Genomic DNA, 22,011 nt, shown 5'->3' with positions numbered 1-22,011 from the left:
TCATCTGCAACATCAAAGGTAACTGAAATGAGATTGAAACACATGCAGCAAATCGTTTTCGCAGCAACTGCCTTAGCCATGTTGCTTGGCATGCATTGGCAGGTCCGTGCTGATGGATTTTCGATCTCGTGCGAGGAGTCTCAGGTAACGATTGAGTACGATGGTAACCTTGTCACCAGGTATCACTATCGAGACACCGATGCTAGGAAGCCATACTTTTGGCCAGTGCTCGGTCCCAAGGGTAAGTCGATGACCCGGGCATTTCCGATGGAAATCATCGACGGTGAACAGCATGACCATCCGCACCACCGTGGTGTATGGTTTGGTCACCAAGGCGTCGGAGGCGCTGATACCTGGCTCGAAGCGGCCTCGAAGAATCTCAAGGACGAAAAACAAGAAGAGTTTTTGGCGAGTTTGGGCACAATCGCTCACACCGCATTCACGGAAATCTCGGCCAACGCCGATCGGGCAGTGATTTGTTCAACGAATGATTACCTGGATTCCGCTGGAAAGCAACTCATGGCGGACGAGCGATCGATAGTGTTTCACATGTCCAATGGCCAACTCCTACTCGACTTTGATATTAGGTTGCTTGGCAAGTACGGCAATATCGAGTTGCAGGACATGAAAGACGCCGGGTTAAATGTCCGCGTCCCAACTTCCCTGTCGCTAACTGATGGCAAAGGACACATTATCAATAGCGTGGGTGATCGCGACGGTGATACGTGGTCAAAACCGGCGGTTTGGGTGGATTACCACGGCCCTGTTGATGGCGAACATCTTGGCGTCGCGTTTCTGAATCATCCGTCAAGCTTCCGTCATCCAACTCGTTGGCATGTGCGCGACTACGGGCTGTTCACGGCCAATGCGTTTGGACAGCACAGTCTCGACGAAAGTGCTGACTCCGGCGCGTTCACGCTGAAGGACGGCGAGAACGTCCTACTCCGTCATCGGATTATCTTCCACGAGGGTGACGACAACACTGCCAAAATCGCAGAAGCCTACAAAGCCTACGCGGCATCGAAACCCCAACTTTGAATATGGAACAGGACGAGACATGAATCAACGTGAGTTTGTTTGGCTGCTCGGCGCTATGGCCTTGGTTACCACTCCCTCGGCTTCTGCTCGGTTGGCTTTGGCCGTTGAGCCCGGAGAGCAGACAAGACCCCGAGTGATTGCCACCACAGATGGCGAAGTGGATGATCGCAGTTCCATGATTCGCTTTCTACTTTACGCTTGCGATTTTGACGTCGCCGGCATCGTCCAGGTTAACTCCAAGTACCAGAAGCACGGACACAGCGACAAGAAGTGGATTGAGACACAACTCGATGCTTATGAACAGGTACTACCGAATTTGCGGAAGCACAACACTGACTACCCTGACGCAGAGTCGCTGCGAAGCGTGATGCGCGTCGGCAACGAGACGGAGTCAGATCTTTGGATCGCTCCGCCCGACATGCACACCAAAGATACTGCGGGCGCCCAATTGATTATCGACACGTTGCTTGATGATGATCCGCGGCCCGTACATGTTCTTTCGTGGGGCGGTGCAAACACAACGGCTTCGGCGCTTTGGAAACTGAAGACCGACTATCCCAAAGAAAACTTTGACTACGCCGTATCGCGTATCCGCATCTACTGCATCTGGTATCAGGACGGGGGTGGTTCCTGGATTCAGGAGAACATTCCCAGCGCCTGCATTTACGAAGCATATGGCTGGGACGATGTCTGGGACTATGAAAGTTACGACCATGCGCGCAAGCAAGGCCGGGTGAGTGCAAGCCCGCCTGCGATACAAGCATATATGAAAGACGAATGGGTCAACGAGCATGTCAAAAATGGGCACGGACCGTTAGGTGCCCTGACGCCGCAAAAGTACATTAGCGAAGGAGACACGCCATCCTTCTTGAACCTGATCAACAATGGGCTCGCCGCGGATGTGGACTACACGTTAGGTGGCTGGGGCGGACGAGCCGCGCACGACGATCCGAAGTTCCCCAATCACGTCACCGACAAATCACTTACCGATGATGGGGACTCGCACAAGATGTTCTGGCGCTGGGTTCCAGCGGCTCAAAACGATTTCGCCGCGCGGATGGACTGGTGCGTGAATGACTTTGCAAACGCGAACCACGCGCCGGTGGCTAAGCTCAAGGGCAGCAACCAACGTCAGGTGAAGCCCGGTGAAACGGTGATGCTCGGGGCCGTGGCGACCGATCCCGACGGAGACAAAGTGACGTTCCGCTGGTGGCAATACAGCGATGCGGATTCGGCAGAGGCGCGCGTCACGATCGCGCAAAGCGATTCCGCGAACGAGGCAAGTTTCGTCGCCCCGGACGATCCGGGCAAACAAGTTCACATCATTCTTGAAGTGACCGACAACGGCACTCCAGAACTCGTTGGTTATCAACGCGTCGTCTGCGACATCAAACAGCATTAGATTCATCCGTGGCGTATGCTACTTCCAGCTCGCGAAAAACTACAAACCATGCCATTGAGCTACACGCATCTTCTACTATTGGCAATCGCTTGCTGCGTTGCAGAGCTAGCGTCGGCGCAGGCGGTTGCCCATAGACCTCGTCCCGCAGTTGCAACAGTTCGTTTAACCGAGGTTAACTGGGCGGACGGCTTCGGGCAGCAACGGCTGGACACATGCCAGGTCAAAACGGCCCCCGAGACGAAAGAAAACATGCGGGGGACGCAGTACCTGGAAGAACTTCACATCGTTGCCGGGGTGTCAGAGGGCACCAACCACGGTGCCCCGGTCAACGATGGCGAGTCCGACGTAGGGATGGAAGCGGTCTGTGCACTGCAGGCAACTAAACCAGATTCTCAGTGGGATCAACGCCTCGTCGAAATCGTCGGGATCATCGGGCGGGCACAGCGAACGAATGGTTACTTACACCATCCCGTGCTGATTGCCAATCACAACGGCAACACAACTGAAAAGCGATTTAGCGATCTCGTCAACTTTGAGATGTACATTATGTGCCATCTGATTACGGATGCTTGTGTGAATCATGACGTGAGCGCAAAGGCCAGCCTGTTGACGATCATTCGTAGAGGAGCCGACTTTCTGGATGAAGCCTATCGCCATCGGACACCCCAACAGGCGGGATGTGAGATCTGTCCGTCGCACTTCATGAGCGTGCTGGATCTGTGTCGAGCGACTGGCGAAGCCTGCTACCTGAATCTCGCGGAGCGGTTGATACAGATGGGAGACCAAATCGGCGATGACAACCAGGACCAGTTGCCATCTACACGCCAAACGGAAGTGGGCTGGCTGACGTACGGGATGCCAGACAATCCGTCACAACCTGGGTGGGGCGGTCAGTTCGCCAGCGCGTGGAAGCGGCCGTACTCGCAATTCGACCGACTCACTACACCAGACGATCACGTGGAAGTGTTTAGTGTTCTCGCACTAGTGCTGCTGCTGAGTGACGACACGACGGAAAATCCCGAGGCCCAGCTCCCCGAGGCCCAGCTCCCCAAGGCCCAGCTCATGTCTGACAACGTGTCGATTCACAGCCACTTTCCGGGCGACGGCACCGTGAGATTTTGCATCTGCCCGAAAGCCGCAAAGACCTACCCGTTCACAATCCAAAGTAATGTCGCTGCGCTCGACGGAAAGACCTGCGGGGTCAAGTCCGTCGCTCCTTTCGCCAGGGTTTTAGAAGATCCGTCTCTTAGCAACCCGAATCGGTGGGCCGATGATGCCGCGTCTCAGTTTGGAGCCGGCGAACGCCAAAGCGTGAAATCAGTGAGCCGCTGGCTGACGTTTTTCTCGCAGACTTCGCAAAACGCTTGTTCAGATCCAACTTAATTGCGTAAGCGTCCAGCTTGCGTTTACCGCAATGCGCAAGCTGGAAGCTGACACCACTCCAACGGAATGATTACTAATGCAAACTCGCTACGCTGTTTTTTTGTTCACAATTGTGACCAGCATCGGTATTGCCGAGGCAGGCAAGCCAAACCCCAATGGTAATAAACCACGAATCATCACGACCACCGACCTCGGGGCCGATCCTGATGATGAACAGTCAATGGTCCGCCTGTTGGTTTGTGCCAACGAATTCGATATCGAAGGCTTGATCGTCTCGACCGGATGCTGGAAGAAGAATCAAAGCGACACCGAGATGCTCGACACGTTGGTAAACGCATATGGCCAGTGTGTTGATAATCTGAAGGTGCATGCCGACGGGTTTCCATCAGCCCAGTACTTGAAATCAATTTCGGTTATGGGCCAACTAGCCTACGGCATGAGCGACGTCGGCGACGGTAAAGACAGTCCCGGATCGGAACTTATCATTGCCTCGGTCGATACGGATGATCCGCGACCGGTTTGGGTCGGAGGCTGGGGTGGAACGAACAATGTCGCGCAAGCGATTTGGAAAGTCCGAGCAACGCGGTCGAACGAGGAGTTGTCGCAGTTTCTCAGCAAACTGCGAGTGTTCGACATCCTGGGACAAGACGACGCTGGAGCTTGGATTGCGAAGAACTTCCCGGAAGTGTTGTACATCCGCGCTACCAGTGTCTATGGTTGGGCGCCTTCGGATGAATACCTGAAGGAGCACATTCAGAGCCATGGACCGCTCGGTGCCGTCTACCCAGACAGGAAATGGGCGACCGAAGGCGATACTCCAGCTTTCATGCACGTCTATCCAAATGGTTTGAACGACCCCGAAAAGATCGACCAAGGTAGTTGGGGCGGACGATTTGACCTAGCGAAGAAGGCCGGTATCCGCAGCATGAAGCCAGTCACGAACGAGGGCGAGTTCGACCCTTATCTTATGTTTGGAAACTCGGCGGAAGGTATGAACGCAATCAAACGCTGGAGCATCGCCTACGATAACGACTTCGCGGCGCGAATGGACTGGAGCATCACCGACACATACTCCGACGCCAACCACCACCCGATCGCCGTTGTCAACGGCGACATTTCTCGTCGAGTCTTAGAAGTCACCGCAGCACCTGGTTCAACGGTCGTTTTAAGCGCGGCTGGTTCCAGCGATCCTGATGAGGATGCGTTGTTTTACGCATGGTCGTTCTATCAGGAACCTAGTTCCTACACGGGGGCAGTGAAAATTGAAGACACTTTCGCCGCAGTAGCGAAGGTGAACATTCCGTCAAATGCGGGTGGCAAGAACTTGCACATGATTTTAGAACTTCATGACGACGGAAATCCCAATCTCTACGCCTACCGCCGCGTCATTATCAACGTCAAGTGATCTCGGCCGACTAGAAAAGTAGGAGTGAGTCCATGAAATCTGCTCGCCGTATTTGCGTAGTTGGCTCGGCCAACATTGACTTAACGTTTCGCACGCCCCGGTTTCCACAACCCGGCGAAACATTGACTGGTTATTCCCAGCATCAGGGCATGGGCGGCAAGGGCGCCAACCAGGCTGTGGCCGCGGCCCGCTTGGGAACTGATGTGACGTTCATCGCCTGTGTTGGAAACGATGCTTTCGGAAAGGCAGCCATTGACGCTTATGAGGCGGAGGGAATTCAGACATCAGTCATGCGGCGGGCAGAAGACCAGCCGACCGGAACCGCTGCGATCCTGGTCGACGACCATGCCGAAAACTGCATTATCGTTGTCGCGGGAGCAAATGGGCGACTCAACGCCGAGGACGTCAAAGCTGCGTCGTCGATGATCGAACAATCCGATGCCGTTCTTTGTCAGTTGGAAACGCCAGTGGTTGCTGCAGTCGAAGCGTTCCGCCTTGCCCGAACTTTAGACGTGCTGACGGTACTCACGCCCGCGCCGGCCGAACACGTCACTGACCAACTGCTTGCACTATGTGACGTCTGTGTTCCAAATAGGTTAGAAATCTCGACGCTGACCGGGCAGCCGGTCGAGACCGAAGCCGATGCACTGCGAGCAGCGGAACTCCTTCGTGAACGTGGAGTAAAACGCGTTGCTTTGACGATGGGCGGCAACGGTGTTTTCCTTCTTGACGACTCAGGATCAGCTCACATTTCGGCGATCAAGGTGGAGGCTGTCGATACGACCGGCGCCGGCGATGCCTTTACCGCAGCGCTCACCGTCTCACTGGTTGACGGCATGACTCTGACTGAATCCGCTCGCTGGGCCAGTACCGTTGCAGCTATTTCAGTGACTCGTATCGGCACTCAGACTGCATTTCCAACCTTGAAGGAAGTCAACGAATGGTCCCCACTGAAGAAAAACGCATGATATGCATACCCAGTCTTCTAGTTGCGATTTCAGTATTTCTGAACACCTGTGCTGATGTTGAAAAGCCACGAGTCTTTACACTCGCCGACGGTGAAACGAATATGACGATGCGATGTCGATCGTACGCATGCGGACCTACGCGACGCATTTCGCCATTGAAGGTCTCGGGGCTACGAGGTCGATCCTTCAACGGTGATGCATTGTCGTATGATTGGTTCGATTACGGTGAAGCCGGCGTGCTGCTGACGTCGTCCGGAATCACCGGACAGCCAGTACCGATCAAGAACTTCGACTAGGTCAAGACATCCTTCGACGTCCCATCCGGCCGTATGATGTCCAGCGTCTGTTCCATGCATAGTATCCTCGCAATCGCCGCCCATGGGGCACCTCGTTTGACGCGTTATCGGCGCGTGATCGCGGATATGAAGAAGTAGATGGGCTGACGCACGCAGGGTGCGTGCTCGAGAGACCGGCACCTTAGTATTTCGTGAATGTTCGCCAATTTCGCGGGAGACCGCCTGCATTAATCCTGAGAGAATTCGCTGTTAACGAGACTTGCGACGTCATCCCCAACGGACTCTTACCCCAGCGAAAAATAATGACCCCATCATCAACCTTGCAGAACGCCGAGAAATCCATGACTCACGCAACTCCCAAAGCCGTCCGAGCGGTCGCGATGACAGCTCCCGGCAAAACAGAGATGCGAACCTATCCCTTTCCGACGATGGATCACGACTCCGCAATCTTAAAAGTCGATATGACGGGCATCTGCGGAACCGATCGGCACATCTTCAAAGGTGAGGCCACTGAGTTGCGTGGCAAGTCGATCTATCCTTACATCGGCGGGCATGAGGTCATCGGGACGATTGTCGAGATCGGTGACAACGCCGCGCGGACGATGGATTACGACGGCCAACTGCTTCAGCCCGGCGACCGCGTGGCGATCGCGGTCGAAGTGAACTGTGGCGAGTGCTGGTATTGCCGTAATCACTACAACAACACCACTTGCGAGAACCAGGTACAGGCCTATGGCCTACACCCGAATGCCGACACGCCGCCGCACGTGAGAGGCGGCTTCGGCGAGTACATGTACATTCGCCCGCGGACGCATCTCTTCAAGATTCCTGAAGAGATGCCGACGGACGTTGCGGTATTCGTCGAAGAGATGGCCGTGGCATATCACGCTCTAGCCCGTGCGAGCGGGCCGTTTGCTCCGGTCAATGAAGGCTTCGGCCCGGGGATGTCGGTGGCGGTGTTGGGCAACGGTCCGCTGGGTATCCTGCACGGCGTCATGGCACGAATTCAGGGAGCCGGGTTGTCGATTGCGACAGACCTGTCGGATCTGCGACTTGGGGTTGCCAAGAAGCTGTATGCCGACGTCACGATCAATGCGTCCAAGGTGGGCGTGGAAGAACGGATTCATCGGGCGAGAGAACTGACTGAAGGCGTCGGGCCGGATCTGGTGATTGAATCGGCCGGCGAGCCGGAAGTCTTCGTTGAGGCCCTGAGAATGGTCCGCAAAGGCGGGACGGTAATCGAGGTGGGCAACTGGGTTGATCTCGGTAAAACGGTCCCGCTCGATGTGATGCGACACATCAACTCCAAGAATCTGCACATCCACTCGGTCTTCCATTGCGGAACCAACTGGCGGCCGGTGCTGAACGTCTTGCAACAACAGTCAAATCGCTATGATTTCCCCGCGTTAATAACGCACCGTTTCAGCCTGGACGAACTGGTAGATGGATTCGGCACGGTGACCAATTTCGACGAATGCGTCAAAATCGAGGTCGTGCCGCACAAGGCGTGAGAGGTAGGGGAAATATACGACTGCAGGTGCTCCATGAAACGAACCAGACTACTCAACAGCGAACTGAGTTACGAGATCAGCCGAATCGGACATACGGCGTCCATCACGTTGTGCGACGCCGGACTGCCGATACCGTCCAGAATCAAACGGATCGACTTAGCGATCGAACCGGGTTATCCGTCTTTCCTACGGACACTTGATGCCCTGTTGAGTGAGATGATGATCGAGGAAATTGTGGTCGCGTCGGAGATTCACCAACACAACACTGAGATTTTTCGGGGACTAATGGACGTGATCGAACGCCACGGAATGAACCCCCTGGTGACCGAGGTTTCTCATGAAGACTTCAAGCGAAGATCATGCGAAAGCGAAGTTTTTGTGCGGACGGGTGAATGTACGCCCTATGCAAATGTTATCCTTCGGTCCGGCGTCGTCTTTTAATTTCCTTCCAGCCGAATTCTATGACAGCGAACCTAGCCATTATTATGAATCGATTCCAATCCTGCTCTCCAGCGGTCCATCTGCTCATCTGCCTCCTGTCTCTCGCCGTGATAGGTTGCACAAGAGACATCAATAGCAGCGCGTCCATCGGGACTGTCGAAGAACGTCAAGAGATTGCCGTGATCATTTCAACTCTCAACAATCCGTGGTTCGTCGTTTTGGGAGAAACCGCACGCGACCGGGCTCTTGAACTCGGCTACGAAGCCAACATGTTCGATTCACAAAACGATACAGCCAAGGAAGCGGAGCACTTTGACAACGTGATCGCGGCTGGCTATTCAGCGATTCTGTTTAATCCGACCGACGCAGACGGTTCGATTGCGAACGTGAGACGAGCAACAGAGGCAGGCATTCCCGTCTTCTGTATCGACCGGGAGATCAATTCCAGCGACGCTGCGACCGCTCAGTTGTTGTCCGACAACTATTCGGGATGCGTAGAACTTGGCAAGTACTTCGTCGAGAAACTTGGCGAGAAGGGGGAGTATGTTGAACTGCTGGGACTGGTGGGAGACAACAATACCTGGAATCGCTCCCAAGGTTTTCACAGCGTCGTCGATCGATATGCAGGGCTGAAAATGGTCGCCCAACAAAGTGCCGACTTTGATCGCAACAAGGCACTGGAGGTCATGGAGTCGATTCTTCAATCACACAAAGACTTCAATGCCGTGTTCTGCGGGAACGATGCGATGGCGATGGGGGCCTACCAGGCATTGCTGGCAGCAGGCAAGGCCGATCAAGTAAAAGTGTTCGGGTATGACGGATCGGACGACGCCGTCAAGTCGATCAGCGAAGGAAAGATCGCTGCGACCGTGATGCAGTATCCCAAGATCATGGCCCAAACATCTGCCGAATACGCGCACGAGTACCTAGCCAACGGCAAACGCGATTTCGATCAAAAGATTCCCGTCAACGTCGATCTCGTCTCGCAAGAGAACATCGACGACTTCGCTGGCTATGGAAAGAAGGAATAGGCGTGTCAAGCAGGAGATTGACGAGATATGGTTCGCTGCTGATTGTCGGTGGCCTTGTCTGCTGGTTCTTCCCACTCTTCCATATCCGACCATTGGATGCAGATCCGAGAGAGTCCGGAGATCCGGCCGCAACGCCTCGCCAATCAGTTTCTGCTGATCCGGCCGCGTTCGCACGCGAAATTTGGGACGGACCACTGAGGATGGGCGACGCTGGAACAAACGTGACTAAAATCTGGGATGGTTTTGAAGCCGACGCAGCCAGAGCGAGAAGCCAATATGGCCGACAGGCTGGACTTGGTGGGGCATGGTATTTTTGTATTCGGGGGCAGGGCACCGTCGAGACAGTGGAGAAGGACCGCGTTGTCCTTACGGTAAGGGATAGTTTACGGCGCGTCTGTCTTCAACTTGGAGTCGTTGTCGACAACACGGTTCGAGAAGCGATCGGTGTGAATGCCAGTGACTTCGCGAACTCACAAGATTTCAACGCAGTCTCATCGGAGCTAAATCGCCGCGTTGAACGGGAGGTGATCGCGCCGAACCGGGCATTGCTGAAGAAAGGTGTGGGCGTCGATTTCGTCGGCTGTGCAAAGATTGGCGGTAAGTCGGACCTTGACCCGTTGGGCCTGATTCCTATTCAACTTCAGACGCACGGCACCGACGACGCCAACGCTGGTCTAGACAAACATACCGCTACTGAAATAATTCCATGATCCAGTCCGCGGCGAAGAGCCAAGTCGTGTTGGCGGGTGTGGGAATCGTCAAGCGTTATCCTGGCGTGTTGGCGCTCGATCACGTCCACTTTGACGTGCGAGCTGGAGAAGTCCACGGGTTGATCGGCGAAAACGGCGCTGGAAAATCGACGCTGATGCATATTCTGGCGGGGGCGCATCGCGCTGATGAAGGTGTGATCCGGTTGGATGACGAACCCGTTCAGTTCGCCAATCCACGTGAAGCGTCGGATCGTGGTATCGCGTTGGTGCATCAGGAATTGAATCTCGTTCCACGTCTCTCGGTTGCAGACAACATTTTTCTCGGTTGCGAGCTCGTCTCAAGGGCTGGACTCATTCGCTCGCGAGACCAGAACGAGCAATGTCGTAAGTTGCTGGCCGATCTGGATGATACGATCGATCCTCGTGCGGATGTTCATCGGTTACGAGTCGGGCAGCAGCAGGTCGTCGAGATTGCCAAGGCGATCAATTCCAAAGCACGCGTGATCTTCATGGACGAGCCGACGTCGGCGATCAGCGATCAGGAAGTTGAATCGTTGTTGGGTCTGATCCGCTCGCTGCGGGACTCGGGCGTCTCGATCGTCTACGTCTCGCACAAACTGGAGGAACTGATGCGCATTAGCGATCGTGTCACTGTCCTGCGCGATGGTCGGCACGTCGAGACGGTCGAGACCGCTGCTGCCGATCGAGATCTAATCATCCGCCTGATGGTTGGCCGGCAACTTGATGACCTCTATATTCACTCACCCGTTGTGCCGGCCCAACCTGAGCGTCTACGCGTGCAATCGCTGACTCTCGATAGCGAGCACAGGGGGCGCCCGCGCGTTGATCGTGTGTCCTTTTCCGTACGCGGCGGCGAAGTGTTCGGAATCTTCGGGCTAATGGGTGCCGGCAGGACCGAATTACTCGAATCGATCTTCGGCCTTCATGCGAGTCGCGTGACAGGTGGTATTGAAGTCGATGGCGTGAGCGGAATTTGCGAGTCTCCCGAACAGGCACTGCGCAGTGGCCTGGGGCTGGTTCCGGAAGACCGAAAGCATCAGGGATTGATAATGGGGATGAGCATTCAAGAGAACATTAGCCTATCAAATCTTTCGGATTTGGAGACTGCCGGCCTGCTCAGCGGTGCGCGAGAACGAGAGCACGCCCAATCGTTCGTTAAGCAATTCTCAATTCGGACAGCTGATGTGATGAAGCCGGTTGATACTCTCAGCGGAGGCAATCAGCAGAAGGTTGTTCTGTCAAAAGTGCTCTCCAGGAAACCAGGGGTGTTGATGCTGGACGAGCCGACGCGAGGCATTGATGTCAGCGCAAAGCGAGAAATCTATGGTCTGATCAATCAGTTAAAGCAGCAGGGTATAGCGATCGTCGTGGTGTCATCCGAGCTCCCTGAGCTACTGGGTATTGCCGACAGAATCATCGTGATGTGCGAGGGCCGCTTGACGGGAGAATTCGAGAGAGCCATCGCGAATGAAGAGTTATTGATGCGAGCGGCGGTACCTGGTGCGGCGGTCGGGAATCGGCCTTCGGAATGATTTCAAGCAATCTGGCAACTATCGAATATGCGTGACAACTCACAATTTTGGCAACTTGCAACTCGCTTCCAGTCGCTGCTCGTCTTGGTCTTGATGATCGTGACGATGAGTTTGCTATCGGATCGCTTTCTGACGCAGGCAAATGGCCTAAATATCATGAGGCAGATCTCAGTCAACGTCTGCCTGTCAATTGGCATGACCATGGTGATCCTGTCCGGCGGCATCGACCTTTCAGTTGGGTCGGTGCTGGCGTTCTCCGGCGCGATTACCGCGGGGCTGATCAAATCAGCTATTCCGATGACCTGGCTGGGAGTGGAATTTCAGTTCACGACCGGGGGGGCGATCCTCGCTGGCCTGAGCGTGGGCGTGCTACTTGGCTGGTTCAACGGGCAGATGATCACACGACTCAAGATCCCGCCTTTCGTCGCGACTCTCGGCATGCTCAGTATTGCTCGCGGAATGACAATGTTATGGACCAAAGGTTTTCCGATTACCGGCCTCGGTGATGGCTTCGCGTTCATCGGAACTGGCTCGGTGCTTGGCCTCCCAGTTCCAGTCTGGGTTGCAGCAAGTCTCGTCGGCCTCTCCGCCCTGTTTACGAAGAAGATGAAATTGGGACGCTATATTTATGCCGTCGGAGGCAACGAACAGACCGCCCGATTATCCGGTCTGAACGTCAATCGCATCAAAGTCATCGTATACACACTCGCTGGGGCTTTGTCTGCTGTCGCTGGGCTGATCATGACGTCGCGACTCGACTCGGCTCAGCCCAACGCGGGCACGGGGTATGAACTCGACAGCATTGCCGCCGTCGTCATTGGAGGGACGTCGCTTTCAGGCGGCCGCGGAAGTATCATCGGTACCGTCATCGGTTGCCTGATTATCGGTGTCTTGAACAGCGGCTTAGTGCTGCTGAATGTATCGCCGTTCTGGCAACAAGTTGTCAAAGGCGGTGTAATCTTGACAGCCGTGGCCATCGATCGAATGCGTGAGCCGCGCGAGTGAATTGGCAAGCCCTTGCCGAACTCGCGACCGGTCCCTCACTTCCTCACAGAAATATTCCCGAATACGAAATTTCATGCACGCCCGATCGATTGGGCTCGCGAACAAAAACTCAGCGGTGAATTGACGCTGGTAATCAGCTGCAATCGCCTAATGAAACAACACCACTTGGAATCCGGTTCATTCGACGGTTACGAGTTCCACGATGAAGTGAAGATTCGAGTGCGCAGGTATGGATCCTGGGGAACCACGTTCGCCGTAACCGAGCCGGGACGGCACCCACAGTTCGATCATCCCGCCCTCACCTACGAGCTGCATACCCTCTGTCCAACCTGCAATGACATTTTGCAACGGGAACGTAGTCGGCTCACCTCGTTCATAGGAGCTGTCGAACACTTTCCCGCTATTGAGCCAGCCACGGTAGTTAACCGTTACGGTGCTGGCGGCGGTTGGCTTTTCGCCCTCGGAGTTTCGCAGAATCCGATACTTGAGTCCTGAATCGGTCGCCGAGAACTCGGGGACGGATTCCACATTCATGGCACCCGTTCCTTCCTGAAGCTCAGGCCTGTCTACAAATGTAATCGGCTTCCATGTTGATTCTCCGCTGTCTGGGTTGGCCAGCTCTGAATAGAGGTCGGGGTTAGACTTTGCAGTGGAGCGGCACGCCGGAACGATGCATACAATGCTCAACAGCAACCAATGTGACCAACTCTTCATTTCCGCTCCAACGCTCTCGTCCCGCAATCCATAGTAAGCCAATCCGCTCAATAAAAGCGAATTTCGCACTCAGTCTTCATCGGGACAGTAGCGGATTCACGCATCTCTTGGAAGTCCATCTATCATCGAGGCTAGCGTGCACGCGTTTGCTGCGTGAGGGCAAAGCGGCTGCGCAGCACCCGCTTTCAACGCTGGTGGCGTCCGGAACGACGCCACGAATCTCGATCCTGAGGACCTGGTGACGCTTAACGCTGTCGCTTTGGCGGAGCAACGACGCGAATGCTTTCACGGTCAGTATAGGTCTTGCCGTGCATATCAGTCGTTTCGACTTCGACCATGTGAGTTCCGGCAGGCATACTAGCTGGCAAGAATGCACGCCACAGATGATCGGTCAAAGATGGGCCGGGCAAGGTCGAACCTTGCGGCGGGTTTTCTCCCAGTTCGGACTCTTTCAGATCGCCAAAATAGGGATCGACGCCTTCGACTCGCTCCATCTCCCGCCAATCTCCGTCCGGCAACACTCGCATGCGAGTTTTGGACATCGTCGTGCCATTGAACACGTTTACAATCACCGGAGTTTGCAGCGTTTCCGCCACGTCGACAACTGGCGGCAGATGAATATTCATTTGATAATCTTCCGGACGGCGCGCGGCATGAAACTCCAAATCATATTGAGTCCCGTCAAATGAAAGAATGGAATAGCCGTTTGGGCCACCGTCGCTCATCGTAGCGTGCGGGATCCCCAGTTCGTCGGGCGCACCACGCCACCAACTGCCACATACGGTCACGTTGACCACGTGGTGGTGCGGTTTCGGTCCCTTCCACCCATCTGCCTCGTCAATGAAATGGTGTTTCACGAAGTGCGTGTGCGCGGAAAGCGACATGGCAAAGGGGCGTTGCTCAATCAACCGGTACAATTCTTGCCGATCCTCCACTTGAATCAATGGGATATGCATCATCAATACGACGAGCTGATCCTCTGGAATCATACTCAGATCATTGCGAATGAACTCCATCTGAGCTTCGCCAAGACCTCCCGTATAATGCCCGCGCTGATCGTCAGTCGCACCGTGCCACATAACATCGTCGAGTGCCATGAAGTGAACCGGTCCATAGTCGAACGAATAGTAGGCCGGACCGTAGATCGACTCAAACGTTTCATCAGACATGGCGTCATTGGCTGCGTCCATATTGATGTCGTGGTTGCCGAGAACGTTATACCAAGGAATGCCAATCAGCGCCACAGCTTGGTTATGCGGCTCGAAAACGCTCAAGTCATTGAAAACAATGTCGCCCAAGGTCACGCCCAGAGATGCACCATGGGCATCGGCGGCCACAATCTGATCGATTACATCGTGGGCCATGTATTCGACCTCTTGCACGTTGCGCGGCTGCGTGTCACCGAACATCAACGCTCGGAACTGGTCCGGCTCGTCTTGCGGCTGCAATGGAAAATCGACCGAATTCGGCAAATCACCTGTCGGCTCAACGCCGGGATACTTCGACGGCGGTGAACCAGCCGGCTTGTGGATATAGTAGAACTGAGGCAAATTGACTTCGTTTAGCGGTGTCATCATGCCACGCGGTTTGATGACGAAGACGATAGTGTCGTCGTCAACGCCAATCTCATACTTGCCGTCCTGGTTAGTCATCACGATATCGCGACCGTTGGAAACCTTCACATCCGACAAACCGGCTTCGTTTTCGTCGCGTCGCTGATTACCGTTCGCGTCTTGAAAAACGTAGCCCGACACAGTCGATTTCGGAGACTTGCTAACAGGGTATTGTTTTGTCGTGTGCTCGTGCCCCTCGTGAGCCCAAACGGGCACCGCGATGACGGACGCAAGGAGCCCTGCGAGAGCAGAGCTATGAAGTCGAGATGGGTTCATTACGGTTACTCAAAGGACGAAAGTTCAATTGGTTGGACACTCGGAAAGGTCGAGGAGAAGGAGAATCCAGCAGACTCCAATTTGCAAGCGAAGGAATGGAGAAGATTGGGTAAATACGCGATGAGAATGAGCCTCCGACTTGCGCGAGCGATTGCACCGCAAGGCGTGCTGCGAACACTCCATTTGCTAGGTAGTCACCGTCCCAGCCAGACTTCACACGCTTGTTTTCATTCCGCAGTCGGCCGTTCCCGCGTGCTCGCACAGACTCTGGGCTGTCATGCGAAGCCTGCACCGAAAGTGTTGCGGGCATGCCTCAAGCATCTAGTGATTCATTGTGGAAATTTAAGTGCGAACATTCGATTGGAACTGCCGCCACAAACAGAGCCACGATACGCGGACGCGCAATTTGGCAAGTGATAGCCTGGTCGACGGCACGCCGGTGGTGTTTCGCGCCTGGCGGAAGGTCACGCCTGCCGTCAGCATTTACTAGAATCGGAGTGACAATATTTTTGAGGCCATCTTGGCCCTCCAAGTATCCACCTACCACGTCTTTCGCAGGACTCGGATGAAACACCACAATGAGGGAGGACGCTTCCGTCGGATGGCCCCAGTTCTCTCGCGTCTGCGAGTATGCTGGGAGAATTACGGGTCGATAGCGAAGACGACATCACTCCCGAGACATTGGGCATGGCCACAAGCCAGAATCTGTGATCCTTAATTGCCGGATGACCGGCGGCCAGAGACTGGTGCATGCTTACATGCGAATGCCAGTACGCTTTTACAGCTTGTCGCCTTCGCGGCGACCACCACCCTGATCGCTGGGCCGGCTGACGATGTTGTTCAAGAAACTCTCGCCTTGAACGAGTTGACCCGCAAGAATGTCTGCTTCGGAAACCTTCGACAAAAAGATGGTGTGCTGGCCGATTTCGCCACGTCCCTGGTCGTAAACAATATAGATCGATCCGTCCTGGCCCAGCGTCGCCGAGGGATAACTGATCTGGCCGTCGTCGCATAACAACATGCGATGCGGAAAGGTTTTGCCATCATCGTCACTGAGATAGGCCGTCATGCGAGTGCGTGCGGTTTTGCGTTTTTCAAGAGCGTGTTCGGTCCCGTCTTCGTCGGTATAGTAATACAGTCTTCTACCATTCTCTTCTTTCATCTGGACGTCGTTGGCAACTAGCAAAACTCTTCCTGAGGGTAGTGTTTTGAGGATGCATTTCGTGTTGATCGAAAACTGCATTGGGTAGTACCCACCTAATTTCCAAGTCTTCCCACCGTCGAAAGATTCTGCGAATTTCTGTCCCTCCTTAGCACGGTAAAAAGTGAACAGACTACCATCCTTGCGGATGATGGGCATTTGCTCGGCAAACCCAGCATCATTGTCGATGGGAAATTCGGAAACAAAGATTGGCGATCCGTCGACGCCTTCTTTCAAAAAACGAATCCTTACCTTGTCGGGAATTCCGACAAGTTTGAAGTCATCCATCGAACGCATCACGGTTCCGTCTGGGAAAATCAGCGGCTTCATGACCGAGATGTTTTTATTTCCTAGCAAGCGTGGTTCACTCCAAGGGGTGTGCTCGTTTTCTGGGTCGAGCATCGTAAATTCCCACGCTGAGGTAGCAAATTCGTCTTGGCCCTTGAAGTCGATGTTCCTGAGGCCGATGAAGCGGATGTTGTCCTGGGAATCTTTCCAGAGCATCGGGTCCGACGCGCCTCCACCGAGGAGCTCGCTCGGGTCGAAGACAAAGACCTCTTTCCAAGTCTTGCCGTCGTCTGCAGAGGTAGAAATGACTGAGAACTGGCCCTTGTGAAACGGTGCTCGTTCTGCTTGGACGTTAGAGCCGAACCAAGTTGCCCAGAGTCGGCCGCCCGCGGAGACTTCCACCTGCGGGCAGCCCTGGAAAACCCGTAGATTGATGCGATGCTTGTGGTAGGGAGGTTGCCCGGCATAGTTGATCTTGGTCAGAGACGGCGGCGTCTTGCCTGAGATGCCATAGGGGAACGTTTGCGACACGTCGTCTGAAGACGGCAGCGTGGTGTCTCCCAAAATGGACCGAGGTGGTACTGTTTGAGCGGACAGAACCGTCGCCATGCTCGGCAGTAGGGCAACGATCAGCAAGCCGGGCATTGCGGCGACGGTCGTCCGGCAAATGGAATGAAATTGTTTTTGCATGGCAGCTTACTTTCGTTGTTTCGTGATAATTGATAGGGAGATTCTGTCAACTTTTCGAGCTTCACCGTACCGGACACCGCAGCGAGCGGCTATGACAAACGCCTTCTCGCAGGACTATTCTTCGATGCGATAGATCGCGTCAGCCGTTCGGATGATCAACGCGTTGCCATCGATCGCTGCGGAAGCGAGTGTTCGTTCACCCAGATCGTTCTCCGCTAGCATATTGTATTCGCGGCCGGTAGCGATCACGGTCGTAACACCCGATTCGTTGGTGTAATAAATCTTGTTATCAACCAGGACAGGAGATGCAGAGAATCCGCCGCCGATACGTTTTCTGTAGATGACGTCGCCAGTCTGAGCATCGACGCAGATCGCAATCCCACCATCGCTGACTGAGTAGATCAATCCTTCGTAAGCGAGCATTGACGCGGTGTGAGGAACGTTCTTATTGAGCGACCATTTCAAATGCGTCCGAGTCACGTCGCCGTGGCCCGTGGGGTCGATTGCCAACATGCTGGGAGTGTCATAGCTTGTCGAAAGATAGACCATCCCGTGGTGGTAGATCGGCTTAGGGATGACCGAATATCCTGAGTACAGCAACTGCCAAATGATGTTTCCGCTGGCAGGGTCAATCGCCAACACGCAGTCGCTTCCCGGTGCAATGACTTGCTGCGCACCATCGACGACGATCAACGTTGGCGTGCAGAAGGAGAACGTTCGCTGGGCATCGTTCGGGCGTTTCACTTCCCACGCAACTTCGCCCGTCTCGGCATCCAAGGCCACCACTTTGGGATCGCTTTCGCCATCACATGTGAAAATCAACTTGTCGCCTACCAAAATCGGCGTGCCGCCGTTGCCGTGGATGGGTTCGAAAAACAGATCCCGATTCTTCCATATCAGATTTCCATCTCGATCAACGCACGCGGTTCCCTGATAGCCAAAGTGAACGAAAATGCGATCGCCGTTAACAATCGGTGTCGGGCTCGCATGCGAATTCTTCTTATGAATCTTGTGACTCTTCGCTGGGGTCTGTTCCATCAAAGGCACAGACTTTAAAAGCTCACCACTCGCTGCGTCCAAGATGATTAAGGACAGTGCGTACGGTATCTCGTTGGAATCGGCTTCCTCGTCAAGGGGGATGGCCGCCGATAGGTAGATCCGACCATCCGCGACGACGGGGGAGGACCAGCCTTGACCGGGCAGTGGAGTACGAAACACAACGTTCTTCTCCTGCGACCATTCTGTCGGCACGCTTGATCCAGTTTCTGCGATACCATTCCCCGTCGGGCCACGAAACACGGGCCACGCATCGGCAGCGTCGGATGATGCCGATAAAAGGAGAGTACTGATGCATGCCGATATCGCGAGCAGACACCCGGCAAAGCTGTGTGGAGAGGGAGTGGTCATGATAGTTTGAAGGCAGAAGTTGACGTAAGAGTTGAACGATCGGCTGCGGACGCAGGAGTATCACTTACGGGGACACGGAAAGTCGCTGGCCGCGTTAAGATAACTTAAGTCCGTCCAAGTGGCATCACCGCTGAAATCGGCTCCCTTGCGTCGCCGAACCAGATCCGGGCAACCCGCCTTCTCACCACTCAGAGCGGTCCGATGAGGCAACAGCGGCCAATGCTGACAAGTGTGCGACCAGACGGACTTGCCATCATGGTTTACCGTGTTCATCCAGACATCAGGTTTCCTAAGTCGGTCGTGTGGGGAATCCTCACTCCCGTATTGCGGTTTACGAGCCGGGTGCGGCTTTCGCGCTGTTATGCTTTTGGCGGTGTAGGCCAGTCTGCCGCCGTCACTGCCGCACATTTGTTCTACTGGCTGACTCCCTTCTCTCACCTTGGCACCGATGCTTTTCAATTTCGACAACAGCTATTCCACTTTGCCAGATGCATTTTTTGCGCGGACCGAGCCGATTCCAGTCAGGGAACCGGTGCTGATTCGGCTCAACGATCCTTTGGCAGTCGAGTTGGGGATCGACCTCGCCCAGCTGCATTCCTCCGAAGGTCTCGCTATCCTGGCGGGGAACGAAGCGGCGGCGGGCGGCCAGCCTTTGGCGATGGCGTATTCAGGACACCAATTCGGTGGTTTTTCACCGCAACTCGGTGACGGTCGTGCCATTTTGCTCGGCGAGGTCATCTGCCCGGATGGTGCGCGCTACGACATGCAACTCAAGGGCTCGGGGCCGACACCCTTTTCGCGGCGTGGCGACGGACGCTCAGCACTCGGTCCCGTGCTGCGTGAGTACATTGTCTCGGAAGCCTTCGCGGCCTTAGGCGTGCCGACAACCCGCTCGCTCGCAGCAGTCGCGACAGGTGAGCAGGTGCGGCGCGAACGTCTGATGCCCGGGGGAATTCTCACTCGGGTGGCGGCGTCGCACATCCGGGTCGGCACCTTTGAATGGTTCGCTGCCCGCCAGGATCAAGTGAACGTGAAGCTGCTCGCCGACTACGTGATCGAACGCCTGTATCCGGACGTGCAACAGGAGGAGAACCCGTACCTCGCTCTGCTCCAACAAGTCATTCAGCGGCAAGCAAAATTGATCGCACATTGGATGCAGTTTGGATTCATTCACGGCGTGATGAACACGGATAACATGAATGTCTCCGGCGAGACAATTGACTTTGGTCCCTGCGCTTTCATGGACGCTTACGATCCGATGAAAACGTTCAGCTCAATTGATCACCAGGGGCGTTACGCTTTCATGAATCAGGCCCCGATCGGCCGGTGGAACCTTTGCCGCTTCGCCGAAACCTTACTGCCACTTTTGCACGCGGATACAAAGCAAGCGGTGGACCAAGCCGAACGTGCTCTTGACGCGTTCGCAGCCATCCACCAAACCGAATGGCAGCGGCGTTTGACAGCCAAAATTGGGATCGAAGCGGGTGACAAGTGCGACATGCAAATGGCGGAAAACTTGCTGGCCGCAATGTCAGAGAGCGGTGCCGACTTTACGCTGGTCTTTCGTTATCTTTCGGACGCTCTGGAGAGCGGCGACGATCACCAGGTCATCGCACTGTTCGACCAACCCGGGGCGATCACTCAATGGCTTGGCCAGTGGCGGAAGCGGCTGCGTGATTGCGACCACGGCCAAGCGATTGGGCTGATGCGGCGGACCAATCCCATCTTCATACCACGCAACCATCGCATCGAGGAAGTCATCGTCGCGGGTAACGCGGGCGACTTCACGCCCTTTCATCGCCTCACTGAATTGTTGCAGCAGCCGTTCACCGCGCAGCCGGAGTTCGCCGAGTACGAGTCGGCGCCGCTGCCAGAGGAGGTTGTGCAGGCAACCTTCTGTGGAACCTGACGCGCCACTCCGCCTCATCGCAGACTCCCACCGGCAGTACAGTACATTCCCATCGTCAGTCGTCCGCTATGCGGCATTCACGCGGCTTCATTGCATTCGGATCGGTAATCGCCTGCCATGGTTCGGGAGCGTCGTCCTCGTCATCGCACGTTTCGGTCGCGCTTTCTGATCGATCGCGCGATTCACACGATCGATTTTCACATCCTGCTCCGCTAGGTTCAACAATGTGGTGGTTGCTCGGGCCAGCCATCCAAATCAGCTCTGCTGGAGCGTCACGATGATCGACTCCGTCGCAGACTTGATCAAATCCACCAACTCAGCGTCCATGAACGGGTAGTCGTCGGGAATTACCAACACGTGCACTGGTTTGTACTTAGATTCGCCAGGAAAGTTTGCCTGGATTCGCTGACGGTGCTTGTCTTCCATCACCAGAATCACGTCTGCCCAAACGATGTCGCTCGATCGAATCGATTGCACCGCCGCCCTCGCTGTTCCCCGCGATCGAACCGAAATCCGATCGTCGTTGCAGTAGACCGCTTCGGCCGTTGGGCTTCGCCATTGGTTCTTGCTGCAAACGAAAAGGATGCACGGTCGTCGCGACATCACTCCGCCCAGTTCAGCACAAATGATTCTTGATCGGCATTCTCAGGAGCTTTCCAATCCGCACGCTCTTTGTCGGCTTTCCGCAGCCGCGTGAGCGTGGCGAGAACGTTACTGCGATCGACATGTCCGTGCCGCATCAGCCAACAACATATGGTCGTCCCCGTTCTTCCCATACCCCCGAAGCAATGCACATAGACGGCTCGATTGGCCGCTAGCGAGAGGTCGATTGTGTTGAGGATGGATCGCATGCGATCGGCCGATGTCGTGCCGCCGTCGGGAATGGGAAACCGCAGGTGGGCGACCGTGTCGCCTCGCTTTTTAGCAATTTCACGAAGATCTTTTTCGTAGGGGACGAAGGGTTGCCCGGCGTTGTTCGCCTCACCTTCTTCTTGCAAGTTGATGAAAGTTCGTATCCCTGCATCGTATAGCGATTGCAGTCTCGCGTGATGCTGTGCGTGATCCGGCTGGCCCGGATACGCTCCTGCCAATAACGCGTTGTGCACCACCCAATACGTTCGCGTGGCGGGCGTCTCAGTGGTGGGATAGGTGAGCTGGAATCGCATCGAA

The 22,011-nt window shown here is 55.1% G+C and carries 20 protein-coding genes; 14 read left to right on the top strand and 6 right to left on the bottom strand.

From position 1 onward, the window contains the following. Positions 1 to 27: 27 nt before the first annotated feature. From Poly21_RS04420 to Poly21_RS04365, 12 genes are all read left to right on the top strand, one after another. On the top strand, positions 28 to 1,038 hold the full coding sequence (locus tag Poly21_RS04420; protein WP_302117537.1) for a DUF6807 domain-containing protein: 1,011 nt from the start codon (positions 28 to 30) through the stop codon (positions 1,036 to 1,038). A 19-nt stretch (positions 1,039 to 1,057) separates the two neighbouring features. Next, positions 1,058 to 2,440 carry a DUF1593 domain-containing protein gene (locus tag Poly21_RS04415; protein WP_302117536.1) on the top strand — a complete coding sequence of 461 codons (1,383 nt, stop codon included), beginning with the start codon at positions 1,058 to 1,060 and terminating at the stop codon, positions 2,438 to 2,440. A 48-nt stretch (positions 2,441 to 2,488) separates the two neighbouring features. Continuing rightward, on the top strand, positions 2,489 to 3,823 hold the full coding sequence (locus Poly21_RS04410; RefSeq protein WP_302117535.1) for a beta-L-arabinofuranosidase domain-containing protein: 1,335 nt from the start codon (positions 2,489 to 2,491) through the stop codon (positions 3,821 to 3,823). A 76-nt stretch (positions 3,824 to 3,899) separates the two neighbouring features. Beyond that, complete coding sequence (locus Poly21_RS04405) at positions 3,900 to 5,228, top strand: DUF1593 domain-containing protein (protein ID WP_146405752.1); 1,329 nt, start codon at positions 3,900 to 3,902, stop codon at positions 5,226 to 5,228. Positions 5,229 to 5,260: 32 nt separating this feature from the next. Then, on the top strand, positions 5,261 to 6,196 hold the full coding sequence (gene rbsK / locus Poly21_RS04400) for a ribokinase (protein ID WP_146405751.1): 936 nt from the start codon (positions 5,261 to 5,263) through the stop codon (positions 6,194 to 6,196). Continuing rightward, on the top strand, positions 6,193 to 6,492 hold the full coding sequence (locus tag Poly21_RS04395; protein ID WP_146405750.1) for a hypothetical protein: 300 nt from the start codon (positions 6,193 to 6,195) through the stop codon (positions 6,490 to 6,492). Before rbsK ends, Poly21_RS04395 begins: the two co-directional genes overlap by 4 nt. A 302-nt stretch (positions 6,493 to 6,794) precedes the next feature. Next, entirely contained in the window at positions 6,795 to 8,003 is a 1,209-nt protein-coding gene (locus tag Poly21_RS04390; RefSeq protein WP_302117532.1) for a zinc-dependent alcohol dehydrogenase, read from the top strand. Positions 8,004 to 8,036: 33 nt separating this feature from the next. Then, positions 8,037 to 8,444, top strand: coding sequence for a D-ribose pyranase (gene rbsD / locus Poly21_RS04385; protein WP_146405748.1), 408 nt, complete (start codon positions 8,037 to 8,039; stop codon positions 8,442 to 8,444). Positions 8,445 to 8,623: 179 nt separating this feature from the next. Beyond that, positions 8,624 to 9,475, top strand: coding sequence for a D-ribose ABC transporter substrate-binding protein (locus tag Poly21_RS04380; RefSeq protein ID WP_302117529.1), 852 nt, complete (start codon positions 8,624 to 8,626; stop codon positions 9,473 to 9,475). Positions 9,476 to 9,477: 2 nt separating this feature from the next. Continuing rightward, positions 9,478 to 10,185: a DUF2291 family protein gene (locus Poly21_RS04375; protein ID WP_302117527.1), complete on the top strand. Its 708-nt coding sequence runs from the start codon at positions 9,478 to 9,480 to the stop codon at positions 10,183 to 10,185. Beyond that, complete coding sequence (locus Poly21_RS04370) at positions 10,182 to 11,738, top strand: sugar ABC transporter ATP-binding protein (RefSeq protein ID WP_146405746.1); 1,557 nt, start codon at positions 10,182 to 10,184, stop codon at positions 11,736 to 11,738. The genes Poly21_RS04375 and Poly21_RS04370 overlap by 4 nt, the downstream gene beginning before the upstream one ends. A gap of 27 nt (positions 11,739 to 11,765) precedes the next feature. After that, a complete protein-coding gene (locus Poly21_RS04365) occupies positions 11,766 to 12,743 on the top strand; it encodes an ABC transporter permease (RefSeq protein ID WP_146405745.1) in 978 nt (325 codons plus the stop codon). A 177-nt stretch (positions 12,744 to 12,920) separates the two neighbouring features. Here the strand turns inward: Poly21_RS04365 and Poly21_RS04360 are convergent, their stop codons facing one another. Together Poly21_RS04360 and Poly21_RS04355 are read right to left on the bottom strand one after the other, a co-directional pair. Next, positions 12,921 to 13,526 carry an FKBP-type peptidyl-prolyl cis-trans isomerase gene (locus tag Poly21_RS04360; RefSeq protein ID WP_302117525.1) on the bottom strand — a complete coding sequence of 202 codons (606 nt, stop codon included), beginning with the start codon at positions 13,524 to 13,526 and terminating at the stop codon, positions 12,921 to 12,923. Between the two features lie 176 nt (positions 13,527 to 13,702). After that, positions 13,703 to 15,346 carry a calcineurin-like phosphoesterase C-terminal domain-containing protein gene (locus Poly21_RS04355; protein ID WP_146405744.1) on the bottom strand — a complete coding sequence of 548 codons (1,644 nt, stop codon included), beginning with the start codon at positions 15,344 to 15,346 and terminating at the stop codon, positions 13,703 to 13,705. Positions 15,347 to 15,692: 346 nt separating this feature from the next. On the opposite strand from Poly21_RS04355, the gene Poly21_RS27020 reads away from it, so the two are divergent. Further along, the gene (locus tag Poly21_RS27020; protein WP_302117522.1) at positions 15,693 to 15,836 is read left to right on the top strand and encodes a hypothetical protein; all 144 of its coding nucleotides are present in this window, start codon (positions 15,693 to 15,695) and stop codon (positions 15,834 to 15,836) included. A gap of 288 nt (positions 15,837 to 16,124) precedes the next feature. On the opposite strand, the gene Poly21_RS04350 is transcribed toward Poly21_RS27020, so the two are convergent. Together Poly21_RS04350 and Poly21_RS04345 are read right to left on the bottom strand one after the other, a co-directional pair. Further along, positions 16,125 to 17,525 carry a sialidase family protein gene (locus tag Poly21_RS04350; RefSeq protein ID WP_146405743.1) on the bottom strand — a complete coding sequence of 467 codons (1,401 nt, stop codon included), beginning with the start codon at positions 17,523 to 17,525 and terminating at the stop codon, positions 16,125 to 16,127. 114 nt (positions 17,526 to 17,639) lie between these two features. Beyond that, on the bottom strand, positions 17,640 to 18,932 hold the full coding sequence (locus Poly21_RS04345) for an outer membrane protein assembly factor BamB family protein (protein ID WP_146405742.1): 1,293 nt from the start codon (positions 18,930 to 18,932) through the stop codon (positions 17,640 to 17,642). A 448-nt stretch (positions 18,933 to 19,380) separates the two neighbouring features. Between Poly21_RS04345 and Poly21_RS04340 the strand changes: the two genes are divergently transcribed. Continuing rightward, on the top strand, positions 19,381 to 20,841 hold the full coding sequence (locus Poly21_RS04340; RefSeq protein WP_146405741.1) for a protein adenylyltransferase SelO: 1,461 nt from the start codon (positions 19,381 to 19,383) through the stop codon (positions 20,839 to 20,841). Between the two features lie 255 nt (positions 20,842 to 21,096). Here Poly21_RS04340 and Poly21_RS04335 read toward each other — a convergent pair whose 3' ends face one another. Both Poly21_RS04335 and Poly21_RS04330 read right to left on the bottom strand, forming a co-directional pair. Next, on the bottom strand, positions 21,097 to 21,444 hold the full coding sequence (locus Poly21_RS04335; protein ID WP_146405740.1) for a low molecular weight protein tyrosine phosphatase family protein: 348 nt from the start codon (positions 21,442 to 21,444) through the stop codon (positions 21,097 to 21,099). Further along, positions 21,444 to 22,007 carry a protein-tyrosine phosphatase family protein gene (locus tag Poly21_RS04330; RefSeq protein WP_146405739.1) on the bottom strand — a complete coding sequence of 188 codons (564 nt, stop codon included), beginning with the start codon at positions 22,005 to 22,007 and terminating at the stop codon, positions 21,444 to 21,446. The genes Poly21_RS04335 and Poly21_RS04330 overlap by 1 nt, the downstream gene beginning before the upstream one ends. Between the last annotated feature and the right edge of the window lie 4 nt (positions 22,008 to 22,011).

Source organism: Allorhodopirellula heiligendammensis (assembly GCF_007860105.1).
In the GTDB taxonomy this organism is placed as follows: domain Bacteria; phylum Planctomycetota; class Planctomycetia; order Pirellulales; family Pirellulaceae; genus Rhodopirellula; species Rhodopirellula heiligendammensis.
This window is presented reverse-complemented; position numbering and strand designations above follow the sequence as displayed.